Below are 23,670 nucleotides of genomic sequence, written 5' to 3'. Positions count from 1 at the left end.
TCGGAGTGTGAGAGTGAGGTATGGGCCCAGGGAGGTGACAGAAGGATGGATACGCCGCAACTTCTGAGCCTGCTCGCACGATCTCTCACCAAGGACACCGTCCGTCCATGGGCGATGCGGCTGTGCGAGGCATGTGTCGATGCCCTCGGGGCGCAGGGTGGTGCCTTTACTTTCGAGGCCGGGCCGGACGAGCGCATCGCCGTCAGCACACCGGGGGCGTTCGAGGACCTCGAACCACTCCAGGAAGTTCTGGGCGAGGGCCCGGTACCTCAAGCGATGGCCGAGGACCGGCTCGTGGTCGCCCACCTCGGCACGATGGTGGACGAGTACCCCGTCTTCTCCCAGATCGCCGGACCGGCTCGAGGCGAGACCGCCGAGGCGACGCTGTACGCGGTACCCATGCGGGCCGACGGTCACGTCGTCGGGGCGCTCAGCCTCTACGTGACGACGGAACCGCGAGCTCGCGACGCGCAGGACCTGAGGCTCCTCGCCGACATCGTCGGGGCGTCCCTGCTGGGGGACGCCGAGCTCCTTGACGGGTCAGGGCGAGCATGGCTCCATCGGGCCGCCGGAATGGTGATCGCGCAGCTCGGGATACGTCCCGCCGACGCGCTCGCGGTGATCCGGGCGAACGCCTTCTCACGATCGACGAGCCTGCGATCCGTCGCCGAGGACGTGCTCGAACGACGGCTGGCGTTCTCACCCGACGAATAGCCGCGACGCCACGACGCCACGGCAACATGCGAGCGACGACCGTACTCGGCTATGCCTGCAAAGTCCGCTCTCGACAGGGCTGGTCAGGCGGGGGTGGTGGAGCGCTAGAGTTCGTCCGTGACTTCGCCGGGAACAGGAGTTCTCCATGGCGTCCGGGCGCTGCTGCTCGCCGCTGTGGTGGTCGGCCTGTCCCTCGTCGCGCACGGTCTCGCCGGGGGTGCCCGCCCCGGGGCCGTGCCGCTGGTCGTCCTCGCGGCCCTGACAGCGGTGGCGGTCCGGCCCGCCACCCGGCGTGAGGTCTCGGTGCCGCGCCTGATCGGTCTGCTCGGGGCCGGGCAGGTCGTGCTGCACGTCGTCTTCGAGCAGTGTGCACTGCTCTCCGTCGTGCCCGGGACGCCGGGGGAGCACCATCATCCGGGCGCGGTGGCGGATCCGCTGATGATCGGGGCGCACGTCGTGGCGACGTTCGTCGTGGCGCTCGTCCTGCGGCACGGCGAGAGCCTGCTCTGGCGCCTGTGGGCGTGGCTGACCGCGCGCCACCTCCCGCCGGCTCCGGCCACCATCACTCTGCCTTCCAAGCTCGTCATCGGTCGTCTGATCGCCGGCCACGGTGAGCGTGTGCCCGAAGCCCTGAGAGGACGCGGACCGCCCGTGCGGGTCTGACCCCACCCGAGCGCCGTCTCCACGGACGCTCGGTCTCGTGGTGCGCACAGCATCACGAACCCCACGGACGTTCCTCTCTGAAAGGCATCAACCATGCGAAAGCTTTCGCGCGCCCTTGGCGCGACCACGCTCGCGGCCGGTCTTGTCGTCGCGGGCGCCACGAGCGCCTCGGCGCACGTCACGGTGACCCCCAGCACGACCGCCGCAGGCGCCTACACCCTGCTGACCATGGGTGTCCCGCACGGGTGCGAGGGATCCTCGACCACCAAGGTGTCCATCCAGATGCCGGAGCAGATCATCGCGGTGACGCCCAGCGTGAACCCTGGGTGGGACGTCGAGAAGGTCATGGAGGACCTCCCCGAGCCGGTCGAGGACGGTCACGGCGGCGAGTACACGGAACGGGTGGCCGAGGTCGTCTACACGGCCAAGGAGCCGCTGCCCGACGGCCTGCGTGACGCGTTCGAGCTCTCGCTCAAGCTGCCGGAGGCCGAGGGCGAGACGCTGGCCTTCCCGGCTGTCCAGGAGTGCGAGGAGGGTGAGACCGGCTGGGTGCAGCTGCCCGCGGAGGGGCAGAGCGCCGACGAGCTCGAGTACCCGGCGCCGTCCATCGTGCTCACGGCCGCCGAGGCCGAGGGTGATGCGCCTGCCGAGGACGAGGCAGCCGACACCGAACAGGCCGCGGCCGCCGACGGCGGCGCGACGACCACCTCGGACACCGGCAGCGGCACGTCTGCCGTGAGCTGGATCGCGCTGGTGCTCGGCGCGGGGGGCCTCGCGCTCGGCCTGCTGGCGTTCCTCCGTTCCCGCCCGCAGAACTGACGCCGTGATGCCCCGGTCCAGATCCTGGCGCCGGGCGGTGGCGGTCCTCGTCGGTGCCGCGGCAGGGCTGCTCGTGCTTCTCACGGGCGGCCCTGCCGCGGCGCACGCCGTGCTCGTCGGCACCGACCCCCAGGACGGCGCCGTCCTTGACGCCCCTCCGGACAAGGTGACGATCACCTTCAACGAGCCGGTCCAGGCGGTCGACGGCGGTACCACCCTGCTGACCGCCGACGGCTCGCCGGTCGACGCCGCCGCCGTCGCGGTCGACGACACCCTGGTCGTCACCCCTGACGCCCTGCTCACCGACGGTACGTACGTGGTGACCTGGCGGGTCATCTCCCTCGACAGCCACCCGGTCGCGGGCGCGTTCTCGTTCTCCGTGGGCGCACCCAGCAGCACGAGCATCGACGCGCAGGTCGCGGAGCCGAGCGCCGGCCTCGTCGCGGCGCGCGCGATCGACCAGACCGTCGCCTACCTGGGAACCTTCCTCGTGGTCGGGCTGGTCGTCTTCGAGCTGCTCGTGCTGCACGTGTCACCCGGATCCGCCCCGGTGCTCCGGCGCAGGATCCAACGGGTGCGGATCGGTGGGCTGGTCGCCGCCGCCGTCGCGCTCGTCGCGGCTGCACCGCTGACCACCGCCTGGCAGGCGGGCGGCAGCCTGGCTGCCGTGGCCGAGGGCGCGACATGGACGGCCGGGATCTTGTCCGACACCGCCGTCGCCGGCGCGCTCGGGCTGACCGGGCTCGTCCTGGCGACGCTGAGCGCACCGCGTGCCGGTCGTGAGACACGTGCCGCCTGGCCGGCAGGTCTGGCACTCGGCGCGTCGACGCTCGCGTTGGGCGCCCTGCTCCTGGTCGGGCACACCCGGACCTTCGGCCCGGCGTGGCTCGTCCTCAGCGCCGACGCGCTGCACGTGGCGGCCGGCGCGGTGTGGCTCGGCGGCGTGACCGGGCTTGCCCTCGTGCTGGCACCCTCGGCCGGTCTGGACCCACGCCGTGCCGGGACCACTGTCGCGCGGTTCTCGACGCTCGGGGCGTGGCTCGTGCTGGCGCTCGCCCTGACCGGGGTAACCCTCGGTTGGCGCACCCTGGGCACCGTGGAGGCCCTGCTGGGCACGGACTACGGCCGAACTCTGCTGGTCAAGGTCGGGCTGGCGCTCTGCGTCGTCGCGATCGCCGCCTGGAACAGGTACCGCCTCGTGCCCACGGTTACCAGCGGCGGTCCTGGCAGCGGCCTCACGGCGCCCGCCGCTGTCGCCCGGCGCCGTCTCGGCCGGACCGTCATGGCCGAGGTGGCCCTCCTCGGGCTCGTCCTGGGCGCGACCGGTGTGCTGGTCTCGAACAGTCCCGTCGCCACGGACCCCGCCGTCGCCGAGGAAGCGGAACCGCAGGGCGTCGACGTCACGGAGGAGGCGGGGACCGGTTCGCTCCGGGCGCGGATCACCCCTGGCAGGGTCGGCGTCAACTCGCTGGAGATCACGCTCACGGACTCGGCCGGTGCGCCCCTGGAACCACTCGAGACGCCCGAGCTGTCGACCACGCTTGCCGAACCTGCCATCGGGCCGTTCACCCGCCCCCTGACCGAGACCGGTCCCGGTACCTACGAGGCCACGCTCGACCTCACCATGCCGGGTAGCTGGACGGTCACGATCAGCGTCCGCAGCTCCAAGTACGAGAACCCCATCGTCGACATCCCCATCGAGGTGACATCGTGACTCGGACCGGCCGATCGATCCCGGACATCGGACGCCGCCTGGCCACTGGCGTCGCCGTCGCACTCCTCTGTCTGGTACCCGCCGCCCCCGCCGCCGCGCACGTGCTGATCGAGACCGTCGAGCCCAACGGCGATGGCACCGCTACCCTCACCTTCACCTTCGACCACGGGTGCGAGGGCGAGCCGACCGACACCCTGGAGGTGTCGATGCCCGACGGCGTGGAAGCACTCGCAGCGGGCGCGCCCGACGGCTGGACCGCCGAGCTCGAACCCGGATCGGTGCTCTGGACGGGCAAGGCGGTGCCCGACGGCGACCGTGCCGAGTACACGCTCGACGTGCGGGTGACCGGCACCGTGGGCCAGTCCTTCGCCTTCCCGACCGAGCAGCGGTGCGCCGGCGGCGGCTCCTACCGATGGACGGACATCGACCCGTCGGGTGACCACCCGGCCCCGACGTTCGTCGCGACCGCCGCCTCGCTCGCCGAGACGCCCACCATGCCGGCCGCGCCGGTGGCGCCCGCGGGCAGCCCGTCGGTGCCGACCGGCTGGTTGGTCGCGGGGGCTGCCGTGCTGTCCGTGATCGCCGGTGCGACCGGAGGTCGCGCGGCACGCCGCCACCACCGCCGCACCGACTCCGCCACCTAGATCAGCGTTTCCGGTGTCGGCGACGGGATACCGCAAGGCGGCGCTCGACGCGAGCGCCGCCTTGCGGTGAACCTCCATCCGGAGCAGTCTGGGTGTAACTGGAGTACCGCGTTTCATCGGTTACACGGGAGGAGCCGCCATGCAGCACATCGCGAAGACCCGACACCTCGACCGGTCCGTCGGCGGGTTCACGATCCACTACCGAGAGGCCGGGAGGCGGTCTTCCACGGGGGTCGTGCTGCTGCACGGGTCCCCGAGCTCGTCGTTCTCGTTCCGGGAGATCGTGCCTGTGCTGGGTGCGGACCATTACGTCGTCGCACCTGACATGCCGGGGTTCGGGTTCTCCGATGCCCCGGAGCCGGACGAGTTCGAGTACACGTTCGAGCATCTGGCCGAGATCGTCGAGGAGTTCGTCGCCGATATCGGGCTCGAGCGATACGTCCTGTACGTCACCGACTTCAGCACGCCGGTGGGCTACTACCTCGCGACGCGACACCCGGACCGTGTGCTGGGGATCGTCGTCCAGAACGGCAACGTGCACGAAGCGGGACTCGGCGAGGCATGGGACACGACCCGCCGGTTCCTGGATGATCCTTCGCCGGAGAACCGTGCCGCGCTGCCTGAGTGGTTGAACTTCGAGGGCACCCGGGACACGTACCTCGGCGGCGTCCCCGATCGGCTGGTTCCGCTGTACCCGCGAGAGTCGTGGCACCTCGACTGGGAACGGCTCTCGCAGCATCTCGACGCGCACTTCCAGCTGTTCTGCGACTATCGGAGCCACATCCAGCGCTTCCCTGCCATTGCCGAGTATCACCGGAAGAACCAGCCACCCTGCCTGGTGCTGTGGGGGCGACACGACATCTTCTTCGACATCGCTGAGGTGCTGGCGTTCAACGCCGTTCTCGACAGGCTGGAAGTGCACGTCTACGACGGCGGACACTTCCTCACGGAGTCCCACGGCGCCGAGATCGCAGCGGCGGTGAACACGTTCGTGCACGACGTGCGTGAGTCCGTCGATGCCTGAGAGCGAGCGCGCCTCGTGAGCGCTACGACCTGGACCGACGACCACCTCGTGGGCGGGCACGTCGCACTCGACTTCTGTAACACCGTCTATCGCCGGTTCCCCGAGCTCGGCGCAGAGCTCCTCGACAGCACCACGACATTCCGCGCCTGGCTCGATCAGGTGGCCCTCGTCCCGGACTCGGCAGGTGCGGTCGACGACGCTTCGCTCGCTGCGGCCCTCGACCTTCGCGCGTCGCTCTGGCAAGCGTTCGACGCACACCGAGAGGGACGGGCCGTGGCACCGAAGGCGCTCGCCCACATCCTCAGGAGCGCGCAGCGAGGCAGCGACGATGTCTCGCTCGACCAGAACGGAGTGGTCACCGCCGCGGCACCCTCGGGCGCCGTCGCCGCGCTGGCCCTCGCCGCGCTCCAGCTGCTGCTCAACCCGCCGGTTCCCGCCGTGAGAGCGTGCGACGGGTGCGGCTGGTTCTTCGTCGACACGTCGCGAGCCCGGCGCCGACGGTGGTGCAGCATGAAGACCTGCGGCAACGAACACAAGGTCGCGCGCTATCGCGCCCTGCGCGCAGGCAGGTAAACCGCCGGCTCGGTCAACGGGCTCCTGGTGTGCAGACCGTAGCGGCGGCGGAGGGCCCTGCCAGTGCCCGCGCTGCGGCCGCCGCGGCCGTCAGTAGGCGACCGCCAGTGCGCGCGGAAGGTGTATGTCATCGGGGTCAGCTGCTCTGAGTGGACGTTGTCTACTCTCGGCAACCGACCTCGATCGCATACACACTCCCCGGCGCCTCCCGTCCGCACTCATGGTCCGCGCTCGCGCACGTCGCGCCGTCGGGCACCCTGCCGGGTCGCCAAGGAGTCGAGGCGGTCAGGAATCGAGAAGCCGCGCAGCTGGGGGAAACCTAGTGTGGAGCGAAAGGCGCCGAGCACTCCAGCGAACGCTCCGGCGAACACACGAGGGGAAGAGCCGATGACTGACACCTCTGCGACCCAGAAGAAGGACGGATTCTCCGCCGAGGAGCGTGCGGCGATGAAGTCGCGTGCGGCGGAACTGAAGACCGAGGCCAAGCGTGCTCGAGGAGCCGAGAAGGCCGCGGCCGACGAGGCGGACGTGCTGGCGAAGATCGCCGAGATGCCCGATGGGGACCGGGAGATGGCCGAGCGCGTCCACGCGATCGTGACGACGGTGGCGCCGGAACTCGCGCCGAAGCTGTACTACGGGCAGCCCGGCTACGCCCGCGGGGGCAAGGTGGTCTGCTTCTTCCGCAGCGGGCAGATGGACAAGGAGCGCTACTCGACGTTCGGGTTCAGCGTCCAGGCGGAGCTCGACTCGGCGGACGGCCTCTGGCCGACGGCGTACGCGCTGGCAGATCTGACCGAACCCGCCTGGGATCGCCTGGGCGAGCTCGTCCGGCAGGCGGTCCAGGGCTGAGGCGGAGCTGGCGTGGGTGCTGCAGCAGATCAGCCGCCGTCGGGTGCGCAACACCGTCTGGCTCACCGCGGACGTGCACTAGTCCGCCGCCATCCACTACGCGCCGGAGCGGTCCGCGTTCGAGGGCTTCGACCCGTTCTGGGAGTTCGTCGCCGGCCCGCTGAACGCCGGCGCCTTCGGCCCGAACACGCTCGACCCGACGTTCGGGCCGCGCCAGGCGTTCGTCAGCGCGCCGCCCCGCGCCAACACCTCGCCGCTGGAGGGGTTCCAGCACTTCGGCGAGGTCAACGTCGACGGCGCGACCGGGCAGCTGCGCGTCGACCTGCGCGACCAGTCCGGTCGGTTGCTGTGGGCGACCACCCTCGACCCGAGCCACTGAGGTGAAGCGGGTTCTGGCCCGCGGCGGCTCGGCGTCGTGAGCGCGACTGCCTGGTCAGTGCCCGCCCGACACCAGGAAGACCAGGCCCGTCACGATCGCCCCGACGACGACCGCCATGCACAGGATCGCGCCGGCGAGCCGCACGGGGGTGGGCCGCGCGATCGTCGCCGCACCGGGGGCTCGCCCGGCGGTGTCGTGCGGCGCCTGGTCCGTCGAGGCGGCGGCGCCCTCGCCGTCCGGGGTGGTGCCTGCCCACAGACGCAGCGCGAGCGCGAACAGCGCGGGGATGCCGGCGCCGACGAGGACGCCCGCCACGAGGACCTGGCCCAGTGCGCTCCACTCGATGAGGTCGCTCATCGCGTGCCTCCCTTCGACGAGGTGTCGGTATCCACCGTGCCGACCGTCTGCACGGACTCGATGGCGGGACCCACGGAGGACGCCGTCGCGACGGCGGGCACCGGGGCGATCCGCTCGCCGCCGGCCTCACCGGTCGTGGCGGCGACGGGCTCGATGCCCGCGCCCTTGTCCTCGTCCCACTTCTCGTTGACGTTGGTGTGGTCGACCGGCTTGCGCCGGGACGCGACCCAGATGGCCGCGGAGGAGGCCACGAGCACCGTGAAGACGGCGAGCGTGCCGGCGGTGCCGCCGATGGCGGACTCGAGCCAGTGGCACACGGCGCCGACGAGGCCCGCGGCCGGCAGGGTGAGGCCCCAGGCGACGAACATGCGTCCTGCGACGCTCCAGCGCACCTTCGCCCCCGGCATGCCGACGCCCGAGCCGAGCACCGAGCCGGTGGCGACGTGGGTCGTCGAGAGCGAGAAGCCGAAGTGGCTGGACAGCAGGATGACGGCGGCCGAGGAGGTCTCGGCGGCCATGCCCTGGCGGGTGTCGATCTCCACGAGTCCCTTGCCGAGCGTGCGGATGACCCGCCAGCCGCCCAGGTAGGTGCCGATCGCCATGGCGATGGCGCAGCTGAAGATCACCCAGAGGGGGACGTCCGAGTCGGCCGGGACGGCTCCGCCCGCGATGAGCGCGAGCAGGATGATGCCCATCGACTTCTGCGCGTCGTTCGTGCCGTGCGCCAGGGAGACGAGCGACGCGGAGCCGATCTGGCCCCAGCGGAAGCCCCGGCTGGTCACCTCCTGGGACACGCCGCGGGTCAGCTTCGCGACGCACCACGTGCCCAGGCCGGCGACGGCGATCGCGATGAGCGGGGCGAGGAGAGCCGGGACCAGGACCTTGGACACGACGCCGGCCCACAGCACGCCCGACGTGCCGACGGCGGCGAGCACGGCGCCGACCATCCCGCCGACCAGGGCGTGCGACGAGCTGGAGGGTATGCCGAAGAGCCAGGTGAGCAGGTTCCAGACGATGCCGCCGACGAGCCCGGCGAGCACCACGGGGAGCGTGACGACCCCGGCATCGACGATGCCCTTGGCGATCGTCGCGGCGACGGCGAGCGAGAGGAACGCACCCACCAGGTTGAGGACTGCGGACAGCGCGACGGCGGTCCGGGGCTTGAGGGCTCGCGTGGCGATGGAGGTGGCCATCGCGTTTCCCGTGTCGTGGAAGCCGTTCGTGAAGTCGAAGGCGAGCGCGGTCACGACGACGAGCGCGAGGAGGAGCGTTTCGGTCACGGCGTTGATGATCGGAGACGAACAGGGTCCGATGCTGTGATTCAGGCCTCGGTCAGGGCACTGTTCGCTGAGTGTTCACCTTCTGTTCATGTTGCATCCTCCTCGTCGGAGCAGGAGGCATGAACAATTTGCGCCGCACATGCTCGAGGCAGCTGGCGATACACCCGCGATGCGCCGTCCGCGTGGCTACCTGTGGACAGCCCGCACCGTGCCCGGCTACCGTTCCGGCCATGACGTCGCACCTGATCTCCCAGGACTGGTGGCCCGCCGACTAGGCGGGCTCGCGACGCATCCACTCACACGTCCACGACCGCCTCGCCCCGAGGCGGTCGTTTCGTGTTCCCACGAGGCGGTCGGTCCGGGCGGGCACCCCGAACCGAGAGGCCACGCATGTCCCGCATCCCTGGCTCCACCCCCTCCGCCGTCAGCTCCGGAAGTCCTTCCGCCGTGAGCCATCCCCTTCTCGACCGGGTACTCGCCTCCGACGGCACCCTCCCGTTCGCGCTCCTGCGCCGCGAGGGTGGCACGGAGGTCGAGGTGCTGGTCGGCGACGTGGTCGACGTCGACCTCCTGGGCGACATCCCGCTCGACGGCGCGTCGGTGCTCGCGATCGTTCCGTTCCGCCAGGCGCGCGAGCGCGGCTTCACCGTGCACGACGACGGCGCGCCCCTGCGCTGCCTGGTCGTCCGCGCGTCGGAGCGGGTCTCCGTGGCCGACGCCGTCGCCGCCCTCCCGGCCGAGGCGGTCGCCGCCGAACCGCTCGGCTTCGACATCCCCGACGACGAGTACGCGGGCATCGTGCGCCGCGTGATCGACGACGAGATCGGCCAGGGCGCCGGCGCCAACTTCGTCGTGGCGCGGCGCTTCGAGGCGCGTACCGACGCGCCGCCCGTCCGCACGCTGGCGTCGTGGTTCCGCGCGCTCCTCACGCACGAGGTCGGCTCCTACTGGACCTTCGCGGTGCACGCGCCGGCGTCCGGCACCGGGACGCTGTCCCTGGCAGGCGCCACGCCCGAGCGGCACCTGACCCTGCACGACGGCGTCGCCCGAATGAACCCGATCAGCGGCACGTACCGTCACCCCGCGACGGGCCCCACGCGCGACGGCGTCCTCGAGTTCCTGCGCGACACCAAGGAGAACGAGGAGCTTTTCATGGTGGTCGACGAGGAGATGAAGATGATGAGCGCGCTCTGCCCGGACGGCGGGCGCATCGTCGGCCCCTATCTCAAGCAGATGGCCCGGCTCAGCCACACCGAGTACCTGCTGGAAGGCCGGACGACCCTCGACCCGCGCGAGGCGCTGCGCCTGACGATGTTCGCACCCACCGTGACCGGGTCCCCGATGGAGAACGCCTGCACCGTCATCACCCGCCACGAGACCCGACCGCGCGGCTACTACTCCGGATTCCTCGCCCTGTTCGAGCCCGAGCCGACCGACGACGCAGAGCCCGAAGCGTCCGACGCCGTGGGGTCCGGTCCCGCCGAGCCCGGTGCAGCCGGCTACCCGGGCTACTCGCTGGACGCCCCGATCCTCATCCGCACGGCCTACCTGCACGACGGCGGCCGGGTGTCCGTCCCAGCCGGAGCGACCCTCGTGCGCCACTCCGTACCCGAGCACGAGGTCGCGGAGACCCGGGCGAAGGCGTCCGGCGTGCTCACCTCGATCGGACTCGCGCCGCGTGGTGCCGGGCCCGACGTCGCCGTCGACCTGAACGCGCAGCCCGGCGTCGCCGAGGCGCTGACCGCCCGCAACCGTCAGCTCGCGGAGTTCTGGGTGCGCCCCCAGGATGCCGCCCCCGCCGTGACGACCACGGCGCTGAGCGGCCGGAACGTCCTGATCGTCGACCACGAGGACCAGTTCACGACGATGCTCGCCCACCAGCTGCGCCACCTCGGGCTGAACACCCGCATGGTGCGATGGGACGCCGTCGACGACGTGCTCACGGACGATCTCCTCGTGCTCGGACCCGGACCGGGTGACCCGCGCGACGACGAGGACCCGCGCATCGCCTCGATCACGCGGCGGATCCACGAGCGGGTCGCCGCGCGCAAGCCGCTGCTCGCGGTCTGCCTCAGCCACCAGGTGCTCGCCGGCCTCGCCGGCTTCCCGATTCGTGCGCTGCCCGCGCCGCGCCAGGGCGTGCGGCTCGAAGCCGACGTGTTCGGCACCCCCGCCGCCATCGGCTACTACAACACCTTCGGTGCGCACCTCACCACCACCGTGGCTGCCGCCGCCGACAACCCGGTGGCCCGCCTCGCCCTGGAGCCGTCCGTCGACACGGACGGCGTGCTCACCGCCCTGCGCGGTCCTGGTGTGGCCTCGGTCCAGGGCCACCTGGAATCGGTCCTCTCGGCCGACGGGCTCACCGTCCTGGACGGCCTCACCCGGCACGTCCTGGGCGTCCCGGCGGAGCCGTCGCTGGTGCGCTGACCGCCGGGCCGCGCGTCCGGTCCACTGCGAGGATGCGGTCCGGCACGGGCCCGCACCAGGGACCGTGCCGAACCGCATCCTCGAAGCGCACCGAGGGTCAGCCGTCCGTGTTCGTGGCCGGGTCCGGCAGCGGGGCGGAGGACGCCGCGACCGAACTCGGGACGGAACTCGGTGCCGGGTCCGGGCTGGGTGAGGCCTCCGTCGGCGGGGCGGACGGCGCGACCGACGGCTCCTCGCTGGGCTCCGACGGAGTAGGAACTGGCGTGGGTGAGGGGGAGGCCGGTGGCTCCTGTCCGGGCTCCGAAGGTGACGGGGTCGGCGTGGGCGACGGCGTGGCCGGGGGAGTCGTCGGCTTCGGCGCCGGGTCGCTCGGGGTGGGCTTCGGGGTGGGTTTCGGCTTCGGCTCGCTGGGGGCCGGCTTCGGCTTCGCGCCAGGCTTGGCCGGCTTCTGCGACGGCGGGCTGACGCTCGGTTCGTCCGGTGTGGCCGGCGGGCGCGGCCGGCTGGCCGTCGAGTCCTTGCCCGGGCTGGGGTCAAGCGCCGGTATGGAATGTGGATCGGAGGACTCGGCGGAGCTGGACGGCGCGTCCGCGCCCCACCCGCCGACGTCGGACGGGTCGACGGCCCGGTCCGGGATCGAACCCGCCGCGAAGAACTCGAAGTGCCACGGCTCGGGCTTCGTTCCGCCCGGCCGCGCCCACGACGGGTTGTCCCAGCCGTGGTCCGGGCCGTGCACCCGGAGCCACGCGTACTCCCGGGACGTACCACCGGAGATGGGGTCGCTGAGATCCACCGCCAGGCCCCAGCCGTGGTTGGACGTGCCCGGTACGGCGGCCAGGTGCGGCTTCGCGGCGGCCACGGCGATCTGCTCCACGTAGGACCGGTAGGAGTCCGTGATCGGGATCGGGTACCCGAACTCCCGCTCGAACCTCTTGCTCAGTGCCGTCAGCCGTTCCGCGGCGTCACAACGCAGCATGTGCCCAGGCGCGAACCTCAGCGGACAGAGCACCGCTGCCGGGATCCGGCCGTTGGCGTAGCCCAGGGTCGACGTGCCGAACACCGAGACGATGTCGAGCAGGTTCGAGCGCAGTGAGGAGCCCGCCCGCTGCCGGAGGCCGGCCGGACCGAGCACGGGTGAGTCCCGGAACTCGTCCGTGCGCTGCACGTCGACAGAGGAACCGGGCATCGTCTGGTCCAGCATGCTCGCCAGGCGCACCGCCGCGACCACCACCTGGTCGTAGGTGACGCGGCCGATCTCCGCATCCGCCGCGTCGGGCCCGTCCGCCGGGACCTGCTTGCCCGCCGCGGCGCGCACGGCGGACACGGGCACGGCCGACACGACCTCCTGCCGCGCAGCCTGCTCGCCGGACGCCCGCCGCTGCACCTGGTAGGTGGTGTAAAGCATCCCGAGCTCGGCCGCGGCCTGCGCCACCGTCGGGCTGAAGTCCGGGCCCTGCCTCCGCGCCAGGTTCTCGGCACGCTCCAGGACCGCCTCGATCTGATCCAGGCTCACGTCCGCGGGGACGGTGCGGGCCTGGTCCACCGGCTCGGCCCTGAACGGGACGTGGCGCTCGGCGGAGAGCTCTCCATCGCCGTCGGGCAGAGGCCGGGACGGGTCGTTCGCCGAGGCGGTGAACAGCAGTGCGCCTGCCGTCACCGTAGCGACAATGCTCGCCCATCCTGTGCGGAACAATCTTCGAGAAACCTGTCCGGATACGGGCATAGCGAACTTTTTCGCCTCATCCTTCACACGTCGCTCCCTCGGTTGGTGCGTTCATTCGTCGTGCGTATCGCTTGAATTTCTCTGCGGCGGTTAAAGGATCCTTCGGGGCCGCTAAAAGGAGTATCACGAGTTGGATAGACGCACGCGGTGAAACTTGGTGATGCCGGCGCACGCGGCACAGGGACGAGGGCGTGCCGACGCGCGTCGGCCCGGCACGAGATGCTCGTGCCGGGCCGACGTGCGCTGTGCTACCGGGTTCCAGGTCCCGCGGGTCGTCGCGTCAGCTCTCCGACCAGCCGGCAACATGGGCTCGCGCTGCGGCTGCCCCCGCGAACCGCGCGGCGTGGGCGTGGATCTCGGATCGTTCATAGACCTGGCGACCCAGCAGGAGTGCTACCTCTTCGCGGTGGTGCTCGGGGCAGGGAGCACGGACCTCGGCGGCCTCGAACAGGTCCCACGACGGCCTCAGGTTCGACATCCGGCCGGCGCGTGAGAACGCGGCGGCGGGGGCGAGGTCGTCGAAGAACGCCCACGTGTCGGCGAGGTCGACGGCAGCCCCGCGGCAGACGCGGAACATGGTGCTCTCCAGTGCTCCCGGCAGCGCGGGGTGGTCGACGACCGCCAGGTACTCACCGTCAGCCCCCGACGTGCGGGTGTACCCGGGGTGCTCGGTGAGCTCGCCGTAGTGCCGGCAGATCGACGTCTCGATCTCGTCGAGAACGAACACGGCGGTGCTGAGCGACATATCGATCCTTCGCATAGTCTTGCCCGGTTGGTTCGCGGGCATTCAAGAGAAATGTCCATGCAAAAGCATGGGATTCTGGTCGTCATTCACCCTGTATGCGGAGCGATATGGGGGGTGCTTCGCCTGGGCGGAACTGCTGGGTGGCGGTGACCGGGCTGGGTGCCTAGGAGCGGGCGCGGCGGGCCACTGCCACGGTCCTCGACCCGAACTGGGTCCAGTCGACCGATGAGCCGAGCATCTGAGTCAGTCCGACGCGTCGCACGGGCTTCTCCTCGTGCTGGATCGCGTCGTCGATGTCCTTGTCCCAGGCGTCGGTGGTGGCGACCACGAGCCGCGCCGTGAACGGAGGCCGGTTCGAAGCGGACAGAAAAGGTGCGATGTCCGGCTTCGACAACGGCTGGCTCGGATCGTAGAACGCGCACCGCACCGCCACCAGGTTCGCGGTGGAGCGTTCCCGGGCCACGAGGTCGATCTCGTCGCCGGGACCCTGGCGGCCGGGCCACTCGTCCCAGGACCACACGGCATCGAAGGTGGCAGCCCATTCCTCGTCCGTGCGCAGGAACGCCTTCATCAGCTCCTCGAACTTCTTGTCCCGGTCCGTGTCGGACACGGACCTGAACGTGTAGTCGTCGAGGAGGCCCTCAAGCGCGGTCATGCAGCCATCCTGTCAAAGGCGGGACGAATCCGCTGTCCGTACGTTTCAGAACAGAACGTCACACCCGGTCTCCGGGGCTGGCGTCCGAGGTGGCGCAACGGCTGTGGTCTGCGCGGTGAGCGGCGTGCCGTCGTCGGCTCGGGACAGGGCCCAGCCCTGCAACAGCCCGGTATCGAAGAGCGTGAGACCGTGCGGCGAGGTCAGGTACAGGTCGCGCCCGATCCGGCAGACGACGTCGCCGCTGATCGCCGCTCCAGCCCGCAGCGGGTCGAGCTCCAGGACAGGGGTGATGCCGCCGTCGGGCAACCCGTAGACCGGGGTGTGGTCCACGGGCTCGGCGCTGGTCCGCCTCTGGCCGGGTGGCCAGTCGAGACCCGCCGCCTGCGTGGCGATGTCCGTAAGCGCCGCGGCGCGGGCCGACGCCGTACCCGGCGCCAGGCGGGCGGCTCGCTTGCGAGCCGTACGGACCTGCTGCGGCAGACCGAGTGCTGTCGTGAGCAGGGCCTCGCTGCGTCGTGCGGACAACAGGGTTCCGGCCGAGAGGAACAGGGAGGACAACGCCCCCTGTTCCAGCAGCCTGGCCGGTCCGCGTTCGGTCGCGGTGATCCCGACCTTGACCACGCTGCCGTGGTGGGCGAGGTAGACGGCGAACTCGCGGGGGTCGTCGAGCCTGGTGTCGGTCGCGACGGACCGGGAGCGGGCGATCGCCGCGCACGAGCCGCACTGGCCGGACTTTGCCTCCGCGGCGATGCGGGCGTACGCGGCGCACGGGACATGGCGACCGTCCCACCACAGTCCCACGCACAGCCGGTCCGGGCCGACCTGGAGCGACAGCCGGCTACCGAGATCGAGCGAGCTGGCCCGGACCTCTCCGACAGGCGAGAGCCACTCCAGCGCGACGCCGGTCCGGGACCAGACGAGTCCGGTGGGGCGCCAGGCGGGTGTGCGTACGTCGGTCATCGGTGTCTCTCGGCGGTCGTAGCGCGCCTGCACGGGTTGGTCCAGAACCGTTCGATCGGTCGATGGTAGCGCCAGCGTTACCTCCGGGACGGTGGCCTGCGCCATCGACTGGCGGGTCGCCCTGACGTGGGATGAGGGCATGTCGTTCCCCACACCACCGAGCCCCGTGTCCTCGTCCGGAGCCTCGCCGAGCGCCGGCGCGCCGCCGGCCGTGCGAACCGCCGAGCTCACCCGTACTTTCGGTCACGAGCCCGCTCTGGTCACGGCGCTGGACCGCGTCTCCGTCGCGTTCGAAGCGGGGCGGTTCACCTCGATCATGGGGCCGTCGGGCTCGGGCAAGTCGACGCTGCTGCACTGCCTCGCAGGTCTCGAACGTCCGAGCTCGGGCTCAGTCCTCGTCGCCGGGACGGACGTTGCCGGCCTCTCCGAGGCGCAGCTGACGACGTTGCGACGTGACCGCCTGGGATTCGTCTTCCAGGCGTTCAACCTGATCCCGATCCTGACCGCCGAGGAGAACATCACCCTGAGCGAGCGCATCGGTGGACCCCGCATCGATCGGGAGTGGATGGCGCACCTGGTCCAGGTGCTCGGCCTCGGTGACCGACTCGCCCACCGGCCCAGCGAGCTGTCCGGGGGCCAGCAGCAGCGGGTGGCGATCGCCCGCGCTCTGGCGCACCGTCCCGCCGTCGTCCTCGCCGACGAACCCACGGGCAACCTCGACTCCCACGCCGGCAACGAGGTGCTGGGCTTCCTGCGGCTGGCCGCCGAGCGGTTCGGCCAGACCATCGTGATGGTGACGCACGATCCCGCGGCCGCCGCGCACACGGACCGGGTGGTGTTCCTGCGAGACGGCCGGGTGGACGGGGAGCTGCTGGACCCGGCGGTCGACGACGTCCTGGCACGGCTGGCGACCAGGAGGTCAGAGGCGTGATCGCTCTGGCCTGGCGCAGCCTGGTGGCCCGCAAGCTCGCCGTCCTCGCCGCCTTGTTCTCGGTCGCCGTGGGCTCGTCGCTCGTGACGGCGGCCCTGCTGGTCGCGGGTACGCAGGAGCAGCAGGGGGCGGCGAGCGTGACGAGCTGGCGGTTCGGCGGCGCCGACGCCGTGGTCAAGCCCCTCCCGAGCGTCCAGCTGCGCAGCGGTCTCGCACTGGACCTGCCCTCGATGCCCCGGCTGAGCCCCCAGCAGATCGCCGAGATCCGGGAGGCGCCCGGAGTCACCGCGGTCACCCTGGAGTCGCCGTTCCCGGCGTACCTCGTCGGGTCTGACGGCGCCGTCGTGGGCAACGCCGTCACGCGTTCGTGGGGGCACCCGTGGTCGACGGCGGTCGCCGACGAGGCTTCCCTCGCCGGGGGAAGGGCGCCGAGCCGGCCACATGAGGTGGCGGTGGACGAGTCAGCAGCCGCCGCGGCCGGGATCGGCGTCGGCGACGACGTCCCGGTCGTTCTCGCCTCCCGTACCGAAGAGTTCACGGTGAGCGGCCTCGTCGACCGTCCGGGGGAGCAGTTCGAGCACGCGGTGTTCTTCGCGGACGAGACGGCCGCGGATCTGGGTGGCGCCCCGGTCGCGGCGCTCGTCTCCCTCACCAGTGCCGAACAGTTGCGGGACGCCGTTCCTGACCTCCAGGTCCTGACCGGCGCGGACCGCGCGGGCAGCCTGCAGCTCGATCTGCGCCAGGCCGAGCTCGCCGGAGGATCCAGCCAGTTCCTGATGGTCGCCGCGTTCCTGGCCCTGACCATCGCCGCGTTCGTCACCTGCAGCACGCTCACCGTCTCGATCGGGCAGCGGCGACGTGAGCTGGCGATGCTGCTGGTGGTCGGCACGAGGCCACGGCTGATCCGGCGCATGATCACCTGGGAGGCACTTCTCGTCGGGGCCTGCGGCGGTGGCGCCGGCGCGGCTGGCGGCATCGGCCTGGCGGAGCTGGCGCGGCAGTTCTTCGTGGCGCAGGGCCTCATGGCTCGTGGTGCCGTCGTGGCCGTGGAGCCGTTCTCGCTGCTGGCCGGCGTCGGCGCCGCGGTGCTGGCTGCGCTCGCGGCCGCGTGGCTTCCCGCCCGCCGCGCCACACGCATCGCACCGCTGGAGGCGCTGCGCGAGTCCGACCTCCCCGAGGTCGGACCGCGGCGCGGCAGAGCGCGCTTCGGCGCGCTGCTGCTGGGTGCTGCCGCGGCCTGCCTCGCCGGCGTCCTCGTCCTGGGCGGTCCGGTGACGACCCTGGGCGGCACGGTCGCGCTACTGCTCGTCATCGCGGTGTTCGCCCTCCTGATCGGTGCCGCCGTCCTCCTCGGGCCGACCCTGCTGCGTGGCGTCCTGGCACCTGTCGGCATGCTGCTGCGCCGCTGGTTCGGTGGGTTCGTGGCGGAACGGTCGATCCGCTCCGACCTGCGCCGGGCCGCGGGCGTCTCCGTACCGCTGACCTTGCTGGTCGCGGTCAGCTCGGTGCTGCTCTTCCAGGACAGCGCGAACTACCAGGCCCGGTCGCACGTGTACGCCGACCAGGTGACCGCTGACGTCGTCGTGGCGGGCGGCGTCCAGCTCGGCGTGCCCCTCAGCGCCGTCGAGGCGCTCGACGACGTACCGGGCGTGGCGGCTGCTTCCGGCAGCCTCACCTCGCGGCTGATCTTCGACGACCCGCCGACGATGCGCTCGAACGGGACCGTGACGGGCGTCGACCCGGCCCGGCTCGATCGTGTTCTCGACCTCGAGGTCACCGGCGGGAGCTGGGCGCGGTTCACGGAGGGGAGCATCGCCGTGTCCCAGATCGTCGCGGACGAGAAGGGCTGGGACATCGGCGACACCGCGAGCTTCCTGTACCCGGACGGGACGCCGGGCAGCGCCGTCGTCAGTACCACCTACGTCGATCCCATGGGCGTCAGCGACACGCTGCTGCCGCTGTCCGCGCTGACCCCACGCGTGCTGGAACCGTTCGCCTCCGCGGTGTACGTCGCCCTGGAGCCCGGTACCGGGACGAGCGACGCACTGCCGGTGATCAACGCCGCTCTCGCGACCGAGGCCCCGGGCGCACGGGCCATGGACCGCGAACAGCATCTTGCCGAGGTCGCGGCGCAGGCCTCGGGCGACAACTGGATCACCCTCATGGTCGTCGTCATCCTCGGCGGCTACGCCGGCGTCTCCGCGATCAACGTGCTCGTCGGCTCGACGATGTCGCGCAGACGTGAGTTCGCACTGCTCCGGCTCGCAGGCGCGCGCCGGCGTCAGATCACCGGATCGTTGCTGGTCGAGTGGCTGGTGATCGCCACGACCGCCGTCATCGCCGGGACCGTCGTCGCGGCGGCCACGATGACGGGCTACGGACACCTGCTCACCGGTACCATCTGGCTGCCCTTCGTGGGGCCGACCTACCTGGTGATCGTCGGCTGTGCCTATCTGGCTGCCCTGGTCGGCACCCTCGCACCCGTCGGAGCCGCGATGACCGCCGATGCGCTCGCAGGGACCGGCGCACGGTGATGCCCGCCCTCATCCCGGATGACACGCGAAGATGGGCAGCGTGAGGATGCCGGCACCGACGAGCGACTCCCCGGCGCACGCCACGGTGACGACGCCGCTGATGGCGTTGCGTCGCCATCCGCTGCGGCTCCTGGCGACGTCCTGGCCCTGGCGGTCGCTCGCCTACGTCGCCGCCACGCCGGCCGTGGCCGCGACGTGGGCGCTGACGTGCTGGCCGCTCCTGGTGCTGTCGGGTGTGCCGCTCGGCCGTGTCGAACGGTGGCGCCTGCGCTGGGTGGACCGTCGGCCTGTCGCGAACCCCCATCGTCACGACCCCTCGCCGGGGCTGCCGGCCTGGATCCGGTCGCGTGCCGGAGAACGGGCGACCTGGACCGAGCTGCTGCACGGGGTGCTCCTGATCCCGCTGTCGTTCCTGAGCTTCGCGGTCGTCTGCGTCGTGCTGCTCGTTCCTGCCCTGCTCCTGGCCGGCAGCGCCGCGTCGTTCGTGCTCCTCGCTCTCGGCGTCGACCCCGCCGCGGTCACCGCGGTGCCGGACCTACCGACGTCGACGGCCGACGGCGGCGCCCTCGCCCACCTCGGACCTGCCGCGCTGGGACTCCTGGTCCTGGCGCTCGGGCTCTACCTCGTCACGCTCGTCGCCGAGGGGCAGCGCTATCTCGCACGCCTGCTGGTCGGCGAACCGGCCGCCGACATCGCCCAGCGGCTCGACGACCTCACGCGCTCGCGAGCACGACTGACCACCGCCTTCGACGACGAACGGCGGCGGATCGAACGTGACCTGCACGATGGTGCCCAGCAGCAGCTGACCGCCCTCGTCATGACGCTCGGCACCTTGCGCTACCAGTACGACCGCGGGAGCGACGTCACGCCGCTCATCGATCAGGCCCGCGCCGATGCGCAGCGGGCCATCGACGAGCTGCGGGACATCGTGCACGGCATCTACCCCGCGGCGCTGCGGGAGCACGACCTCGGCGATGCGCTCGACGATCTCGTCGCACGTGCCGAGGCGGCCGGACTGGACGTGACCGCGCACATCGACCTCCCGGTCGATCTGCCGAGCGACGTCGAGGTCGGCCTGTACTTCGCGGCGAACGAGCTCTTCACCAACGTCGCCAAGCACGCTCAGGCGGAGACCGTCCACCTCCGCGCGCACCGGACGCCGGACCGCCGGGTGCTCGTCACCGTGCAGGACGACGGGCGCGGCGGCGCCGACCTCGTCGGCACCGGCCTCGTCGGCGTCGTCGACCGGATCGAGACCCTGGGCGGGCACGTTCACATCTCCAGCCCCGCCGGGGGCCCGACCCGCATCACCCTGGAGGTACCGTGCGTATCGTCATAGCGGAGGACGCGGTGCTCCTCAGGGAGGGGCTGGCGCGGCTCCTCGCGACCGCGGGCCACGAGGTCGTCGCCGCCGTCGGTGACGGGCGAGCTCTCGTGGAGGCGGTCACCGCGCACCGCCCCGACCTCACGATCGTCGACGTGCGCATGCCGCCGTCGCACACCGACGAGGGCCTGCAGGCGGCGCGGGCGCTGCGGGCGGTGAACCCGTCCGAACGCATCCTCGTGCTGTCGCAGATCGTGTCGGGCCGGGCGGCCGCCGACCTGTTCGCCACGGACGCCGGCGGCATCGGCTACCTGCTCAAGGACCGTGTCGGCGACGTCGACGAGTTCCTCCGCACGCTCGACACCATCGCGGACGGCGGTGAGGTGATCGATCCGCTGGTCGTGCGCCAGCTGCTGCGACGTCGGACCGGGCTGGAGGCGCTGACGCCCCGCGAGACCGAGGTGCTCGCCCTCATGGCCGAGGGCCGGACGAACACCGCGATCGCCGATGCCCTCGTCATCACCGAGGCGGCGGTCGCCAAGCACATCAACCGCATCTTCGCCAAGCTGCACCTCAGTGCCGACGACACGACCCACAAGCGGGTGCAGGCAGTTCTCACCTATCTGCGGCGATAGTCGGTGCCGGGACGCCGTCCCTCGCGGGCGTAGCCCGTGGGTGCGACGGTGCGGCTAGCGAGGGGGACGCTAGCGAGGCACCGCGAGCACGTCGCGGAGCACGTTCTCGAGCGTGACGCCGGACAGCTCCCGCCTCAGGGTGCCCTCGATGCCGTCGTAGATGCCCTGCATCGCCGGCTGGATGCCGTGACCCACCACGCAGCCCTGGTCCGGAGCGGCGCGGTGCATCGCGAACAGCGGTCCGGTTTCCACCGCCTCGTACACCTCGAGCAGGGTGATCGACTCGAGCTCGCGTGCCAGCGACCAGCCCGCACCCGCGCCTCGCCGGGACTCGACGAGGCCGGCCCTGCGCAGGTCGCCGAGCAGCCGTCGGATCACCACCGGGTTGGTGTTCGCGCTGGACGCGATCTGCTCGGAGGTGGCGACCTCGTGGCCCAGGCGCTGGTAGTGGCCGATCCAGGCCAGCGCGTGCGCGGCGATGGTCAGCCTGCTGTTGGCGCTCACGGACTCCTCCTCCTGGTCGCAACGCTCCATGTTACGACAGTTTGGTCGTAACAGGGAAGGTTGCATTTGCTCTGTCGTAACCATTAATGTTGCGACAGCCAGGCAGGGTCAACCACACGAGGGAGAAGCATGAGCAAGCCACTTACGGGCAAGGTCGCCCTGGTCACCGGGGGGTCGCGCGGGCTGGGAGCCGCGACCGTACGACTGCTGGCCGAGCAGGGTGCCGACGTCGCCTTCACGTACGTCAGCTCCGAGAAGCGGGCGTCGGAGGTCGTGGACGAGGTGCGCGGCACGGGGGCCAAGGTCGCGGCCTTCCGGTCCGACCAGGCGGATGCGAGCGGGGCACCGGCGCTGATCGACGAGGTGGTCACGTCCTTCGGCGGCCTCGACATCCTCGTCAACAACGCGGCGATCGGTGTGGCGGGCCGCACGGTGGACGATCTGGACGCCGACGCCATTGCCGCGCTGGACCGCATGCACGCCACCAACTACCTCGGCGTGATCGCGGTCATCCGGGCCGCCGCCCGGGTACTGCGCACCGACGGTCGCATCATCACGATCAGCTCGGGACTGGGTACCCGGGTCGGCGTCCCCGGTATCGCCGACTACGCGGCGACCAAGGCGGGGGTCGAGAGATACACCATGGGCGTCGCACGCGACCTCGGGCCGAGGGGCATCACGGCCAACGTGGTGGAAGCCGGAATGATGGAGGGCGGGATGGAGTCCGACCCCGAGACCCTCAAGGCGCTGCTCAGCAACCTGTCGCTCCAGCGCAAGGGCCATCCGCGGGAGATCGCCGCCGCGATCGCGTTCCTGGCGAGCCCTGCCGCCTCGTACGTCACGGGCGCGGTGCTGGATGCCCATGGCGGCTACAACGCCTGAACCGAAACCTCTGCCGCGCGCCCCGAAGGACAACACGCCTTCGGGGCGCGCGCCGTCGTCCCGCCAGATGGTGGGGTGCCCGTGGCTTCCCTCCTCCGCGGGATGTGTTGCTGAGGGTCGACAGTGTCTACTCGCAGCAACACACCTTCCGGCCGGGGTCGCGGCGAGGAGCCCTGAACGCCGAAGCAGCCGGCGGATACCGGCCCGGGCGTTGGCGCCCCACCTGAACCGTGCCGACCCGGACGGGCTCGGCGACGTGGTGACGCACCTGACGGACGTGGACGGCGGTGTCGCGGCGCTGGGTGACGCGCTCGCGGGGCTGGACCGGGCCTCACCGCACGCGCCGGTCGTCCCGGGCGGACCCGCTGCCTAGCGGTTTCGGCGGCGCAGCCGCTTGAGCAGGGCGCCGCTCAGGAGGGCACCGGGCACGCCGGGGAGGCCGGAGGCTGCGTACCCGCTCGCGGACTGCTCGCCGTGATCTGCGCTGCGTCCCTTCCGTTGCCCTTGCCGTTGTCGCTGCCTGGTCCGTTCCCGTTCCCGTTGCCGTTGCCGTTGCCGTTGCCGTTGCCGTTCCCGTTGCCGGGGCCTTGGTCGTTGTCCTTCGTCGGGCCCTTCCCGTGGGGGTTGTCCGGGTTGCCGGGCGGCCCGCCGGAGTCGACCGCGGGCGGCGGCGTGGGCTTGGGCGGAGGCGCGGGCTCCGGGTCAGGTTTCGGGTCGGGTTTCGGCTCGGGCTCGGGAGCCGGGGCCGGCGCGGCCGGGGTGTCGGCGGGCGCCCGCGGGGCGGGGCGGTCCGCGGCAGGCTCCCGCTCCGAGGCGGACGGCGGCGGGGCGTCCGCGGGCTCCGGTTCCGGCTCGGGTGCCGGTGCGGGGTCGGTCACCTCCTGCTGGGCCACCGGCTCCACCACCGGAGCCGGAGCTTTCTCGGGTCTGGTGGCAGGGCGCGGCTTCGGATCCGCGGGCGGGATCGACGGCGGCCGCTCCGGCGCGGGTGATTCCAGCGGGCCGGGCCGGCTGGGCGGCTCGGCGGCGCCGGCTTCTTCGATCGCTTGGATCGGCGGCTGGTCGTCCTGGTGGCCGATCAGCACGGCCGCGCCGGCACCGACGGCCAGGACGACGAGCACTCCGGCGGCGACGGCGGTCTCCTTGCCGAAAGACCGCGGGCGTGCGCCGGTGACGGCGGCTCCTGCGCCGAGGACGGCGGTGCCGGTCGCCCCGGTGGCCCAGCCTCCGGCGATGAGGTGTTGGCCGAGGTCGCGCAGCATCCAGGACACCTCGCGCACGTCGATGAATGCCCGGGTGCATTCGGCGCAGCCGTCCATGTGGACTTCCAG

At 71.6% G+C, this 23,670-nt stretch carries 22 protein-coding genes and 1 pseudogene; 15 read left to right on the top strand and 8 right to left on the bottom strand.

Going from position 1 to position 23,670, the window contains the following annotated elements:
- Window positions 1–45 precede the first annotated feature (45 nt).
- The 8 genes from LUU90_RS05545 to LUU90_RS05510 all read left to right on the top strand — a co-directional run bounded on the left by LUU90_RS05545 (window position 46) and on the right by LUU90_RS05510 (window position 7,000).
- Window positions 46–714 (top strand): GAF domain-containing protein, encoded by a 669-nt coding sequence (locus tag LUU90_RS05545; protein ID WP_275002332.1) that lies wholly within the window; start codon window positions 46–48, stop codon window positions 712–714.
- Window positions 715–831: 117 nt separating this feature from the next.
- The gene (locus LUU90_RS05540; protein ID WP_275002331.1) at window positions 832–1,377 is read left to right on the top strand and encodes a hypothetical protein; all 546 of its coding nucleotides are present in this window, start codon (window positions 832–834) and stop codon (window positions 1,375–1,377) included.
- A 93-nt stretch (window positions 1,378–1,470) separates the two neighbouring features.
- Window positions 1,471–2,196: a YcnI family protein gene (locus tag LUU90_RS05535; protein ID WP_275002330.1), complete on the top strand. Its 726-nt coding sequence runs from the start codon at window positions 1,471–1,473 to the stop codon at window positions 2,194–2,196.
- A 7-nt stretch (window positions 2,197–2,203) separates the two neighbouring features.
- The gene (locus tag LUU90_RS05530) at window positions 2,204–3,910 is read left to right on the top strand and encodes a FixH family protein (RefSeq protein WP_275002329.1); all 1,707 of its coding nucleotides are present in this window, start codon (window positions 2,204–2,206) and stop codon (window positions 3,908–3,910) included.
- Complete coding sequence (locus LUU90_RS05525) at window positions 3,907–4,554, top strand: DUF1775 domain-containing protein (protein ID WP_275002328.1); 648 nt, start codon at window positions 3,907–3,909, stop codon at window positions 4,552–4,554. Before LUU90_RS05530 ends, LUU90_RS05525 begins: the two co-directional genes overlap by 4 nt.
- A gap of 139 nt (window positions 4,555–4,693) precedes the next feature.
- Window positions 4,694–5,578, top strand: coding sequence for an alpha/beta fold hydrolase (locus tag LUU90_RS05520; protein ID WP_275002327.1), 885 nt, complete (start codon window positions 4,694–4,696; stop codon window positions 5,576–5,578).
- Window positions 5,579–5,593: 15 nt separating this feature from the next.
- Window positions 5,594–6,151 (top strand): CGNR zinc finger domain-containing protein, encoded by a 558-nt coding sequence (locus LUU90_RS05515; protein ID WP_275002326.1) that lies wholly within the window; start codon window positions 5,594–5,596, stop codon window positions 6,149–6,151.
- Window positions 6,152–6,538: 387 nt separating this feature from the next.
- Window positions 6,539–7,000, top strand: coding sequence for a DUF1801 domain-containing protein (locus tag LUU90_RS05510; protein ID WP_275002325.1), 462 nt, complete (start codon window positions 6,539–6,541; stop codon window positions 6,998–7,000).
- 433 nt (window positions 7,001–7,433) lie between these two features.
- On the opposite strand, the gene LUU90_RS05505 is transcribed toward LUU90_RS05510, so the two are convergent.
- Both LUU90_RS05505 and LUU90_RS05500 read right to left on the bottom strand, forming a co-directional pair.
- Window positions 7,434–7,736, bottom strand: a complete 303-nt coding sequence (locus tag LUU90_RS05505) for a hypothetical protein (RefSeq protein WP_275002324.1) — start codon at window positions 7,734–7,736, stop codon at window positions 7,434–7,436.
- Complete coding sequence (locus tag LUU90_RS05500) at window positions 7,733–9,016, bottom strand: inorganic phosphate transporter (RefSeq protein WP_275002323.1); 1,284 nt, start codon at window positions 9,014–9,016, stop codon at window positions 7,733–7,735. The genes LUU90_RS05505 and LUU90_RS05500 overlap by 4 nt, the downstream gene beginning before the upstream one ends.
- A 390-nt stretch (window positions 9,017–9,406) precedes the next feature.
- Here LUU90_RS05500 and LUU90_RS05495 point away from each other — a divergent pair, with 390 nt between their 5' ends.
- On the top strand, window positions 9,407–11,446 hold the full coding sequence (locus tag LUU90_RS05495) for an anthranilate synthase family protein (RefSeq protein WP_275002322.1): 2,040 nt from the start codon (window positions 9,407–9,409) through the stop codon (window positions 11,444–11,446).
- Between the two features lie 97 nt (window positions 11,447–11,543).
- Here the strand turns inward: LUU90_RS05495 and LUU90_RS05490 are convergent, their stop codons facing one another.
- The 4 genes from LUU90_RS05490 to LUU90_RS05475 form a co-directional block, all read right to left on the bottom strand.
- Complete coding sequence (locus LUU90_RS05490) at window positions 11,544–13,103, bottom strand: M15 family metallopeptidase (RefSeq protein WP_275002321.1); 1,560 nt, start codon at window positions 13,101–13,103, stop codon at window positions 11,544–11,546.
- A gap of 346 nt (window positions 13,104–13,449) precedes the next feature.
- Complete coding sequence (locus LUU90_RS05485; protein WP_275002320.1) at window positions 13,450–13,914, bottom strand: hypothetical protein; 465 nt, start codon at window positions 13,912–13,914, stop codon at window positions 13,450–13,452.
- Window positions 13,915–14,077: 163 nt separating this feature from the next.
- Entirely contained in the window at window positions 14,078–14,569 is a 492-nt protein-coding gene (locus LUU90_RS05480; RefSeq protein ID WP_275002319.1) for a hypothetical protein, read from the bottom strand.
- Window positions 14,570–14,614: 45 nt separating this feature from the next.
- A complete protein-coding gene (locus LUU90_RS05475; RefSeq protein ID WP_275002318.1) occupies window positions 14,615–15,529 on the bottom strand; it encodes a DUF2797 domain-containing protein in 915 nt (304 codons plus the stop codon).
- A 139-nt stretch (window positions 15,530–15,668) separates the two neighbouring features.
- On the opposite strand from LUU90_RS05475, the gene LUU90_RS05470 reads away from it, so the two are divergent.
- From LUU90_RS05470 to LUU90_RS05455, 4 genes are read left to right on the top strand one after another with little or no spacing between them, the layout of a single operon-like run.
- Entirely contained in the window at window positions 15,669–16,460 is a 792-nt protein-coding gene (locus tag LUU90_RS05470) for an ABC transporter ATP-binding protein (RefSeq protein ID WP_275002317.1), read from the top strand.
- On the top strand, window positions 16,457–18,994 hold the full coding sequence (locus LUU90_RS05465) for an FtsX-like permease family protein (protein WP_275002316.1): 2,538 nt from the start codon (window positions 16,457–16,459) through the stop codon (window positions 18,992–18,994). The genes LUU90_RS05470 and LUU90_RS05465 overlap by 4 nt, the downstream gene beginning before the upstream one ends.
- Window positions 18,995–19,040: 46 nt before the next feature.
- Window positions 19,041–20,333 carry a sensor histidine kinase gene (locus LUU90_RS05460; RefSeq protein WP_275002749.1) on the top strand — a complete coding sequence of 431 codons (1,293 nt, stop codon included), beginning with the start codon at window positions 19,041–19,043 and terminating at the stop codon, window positions 20,331–20,333.
- Window positions 20,318–20,953 carry a response regulator transcription factor gene (locus LUU90_RS05455; protein ID WP_275002314.1) on the top strand — a complete coding sequence of 212 codons (636 nt, stop codon included), beginning with the start codon at window positions 20,318–20,320 and terminating at the stop codon, window positions 20,951–20,953. Before LUU90_RS05460 ends, LUU90_RS05455 begins: the two co-directional genes overlap by 16 nt.
- Window positions 20,954–21,022: 69 nt before the next feature.
- Here the strand turns inward: LUU90_RS05455 and LUU90_RS05450 are convergent, their stop codons facing one another.
- The gene (locus LUU90_RS05450; RefSeq protein ID WP_275002313.1) at window positions 21,023–21,457 is read right to left on the bottom strand and encodes an Rrf2 family transcriptional regulator; all 435 of its coding nucleotides are present in this window, start codon (window positions 21,455–21,457) and stop codon (window positions 21,023–21,025) included.
- 129 nt (window positions 21,458–21,586) lie between these two features.
- Here LUU90_RS05450 and LUU90_RS05445 point away from each other — a divergent pair, with 129 nt between their 5' ends.
- Both LUU90_RS05445 and LUU90_RS05440 read left to right on the top strand, forming a co-directional pair.
- Window positions 21,587–22,339: an SDR family NAD(P)-dependent oxidoreductase gene (locus LUU90_RS05445; protein WP_275002312.1), complete on the top strand. Its 753-nt coding sequence runs from the start codon at window positions 21,587–21,589 to the stop codon at window positions 22,337–22,339.
- A 211-nt stretch (window positions 22,340–22,550) separates the two neighbouring features.
- On the top strand, window positions 22,551–22,712 hold the full coding sequence (locus LUU90_RS05440) for a hypothetical protein (RefSeq protein ID WP_275002311.1): 162 nt from the start codon (window positions 22,551–22,553) through the stop codon (window positions 22,710–22,712).
- 37 nt (window positions 22,713–22,749) lie between these two features.
- On the opposite strand, the pseudogene LUU90_RS05435 reads toward LUU90_RS05440, so the two are convergent.
- A pseudogene (locus tag LUU90_RS05435) lies at window positions 22,750–23,670 on the bottom strand (hypothetical protein); the annotation flags it as partial.

It is taken from the genome of Promicromonospora iranensis, assembly GCF_028994775.1.
Lineage (GTDB): Bacteria > Actinomycetota > Actinomycetes > Actinomycetales > Cellulomonadaceae > Promicromonospora > Promicromonospora iranensis_A.
The sequence above is the reverse complement of the archived record's forward strand: the minus strand, read 5'-3'. Positions and strand labels throughout refer to the sequence as shown.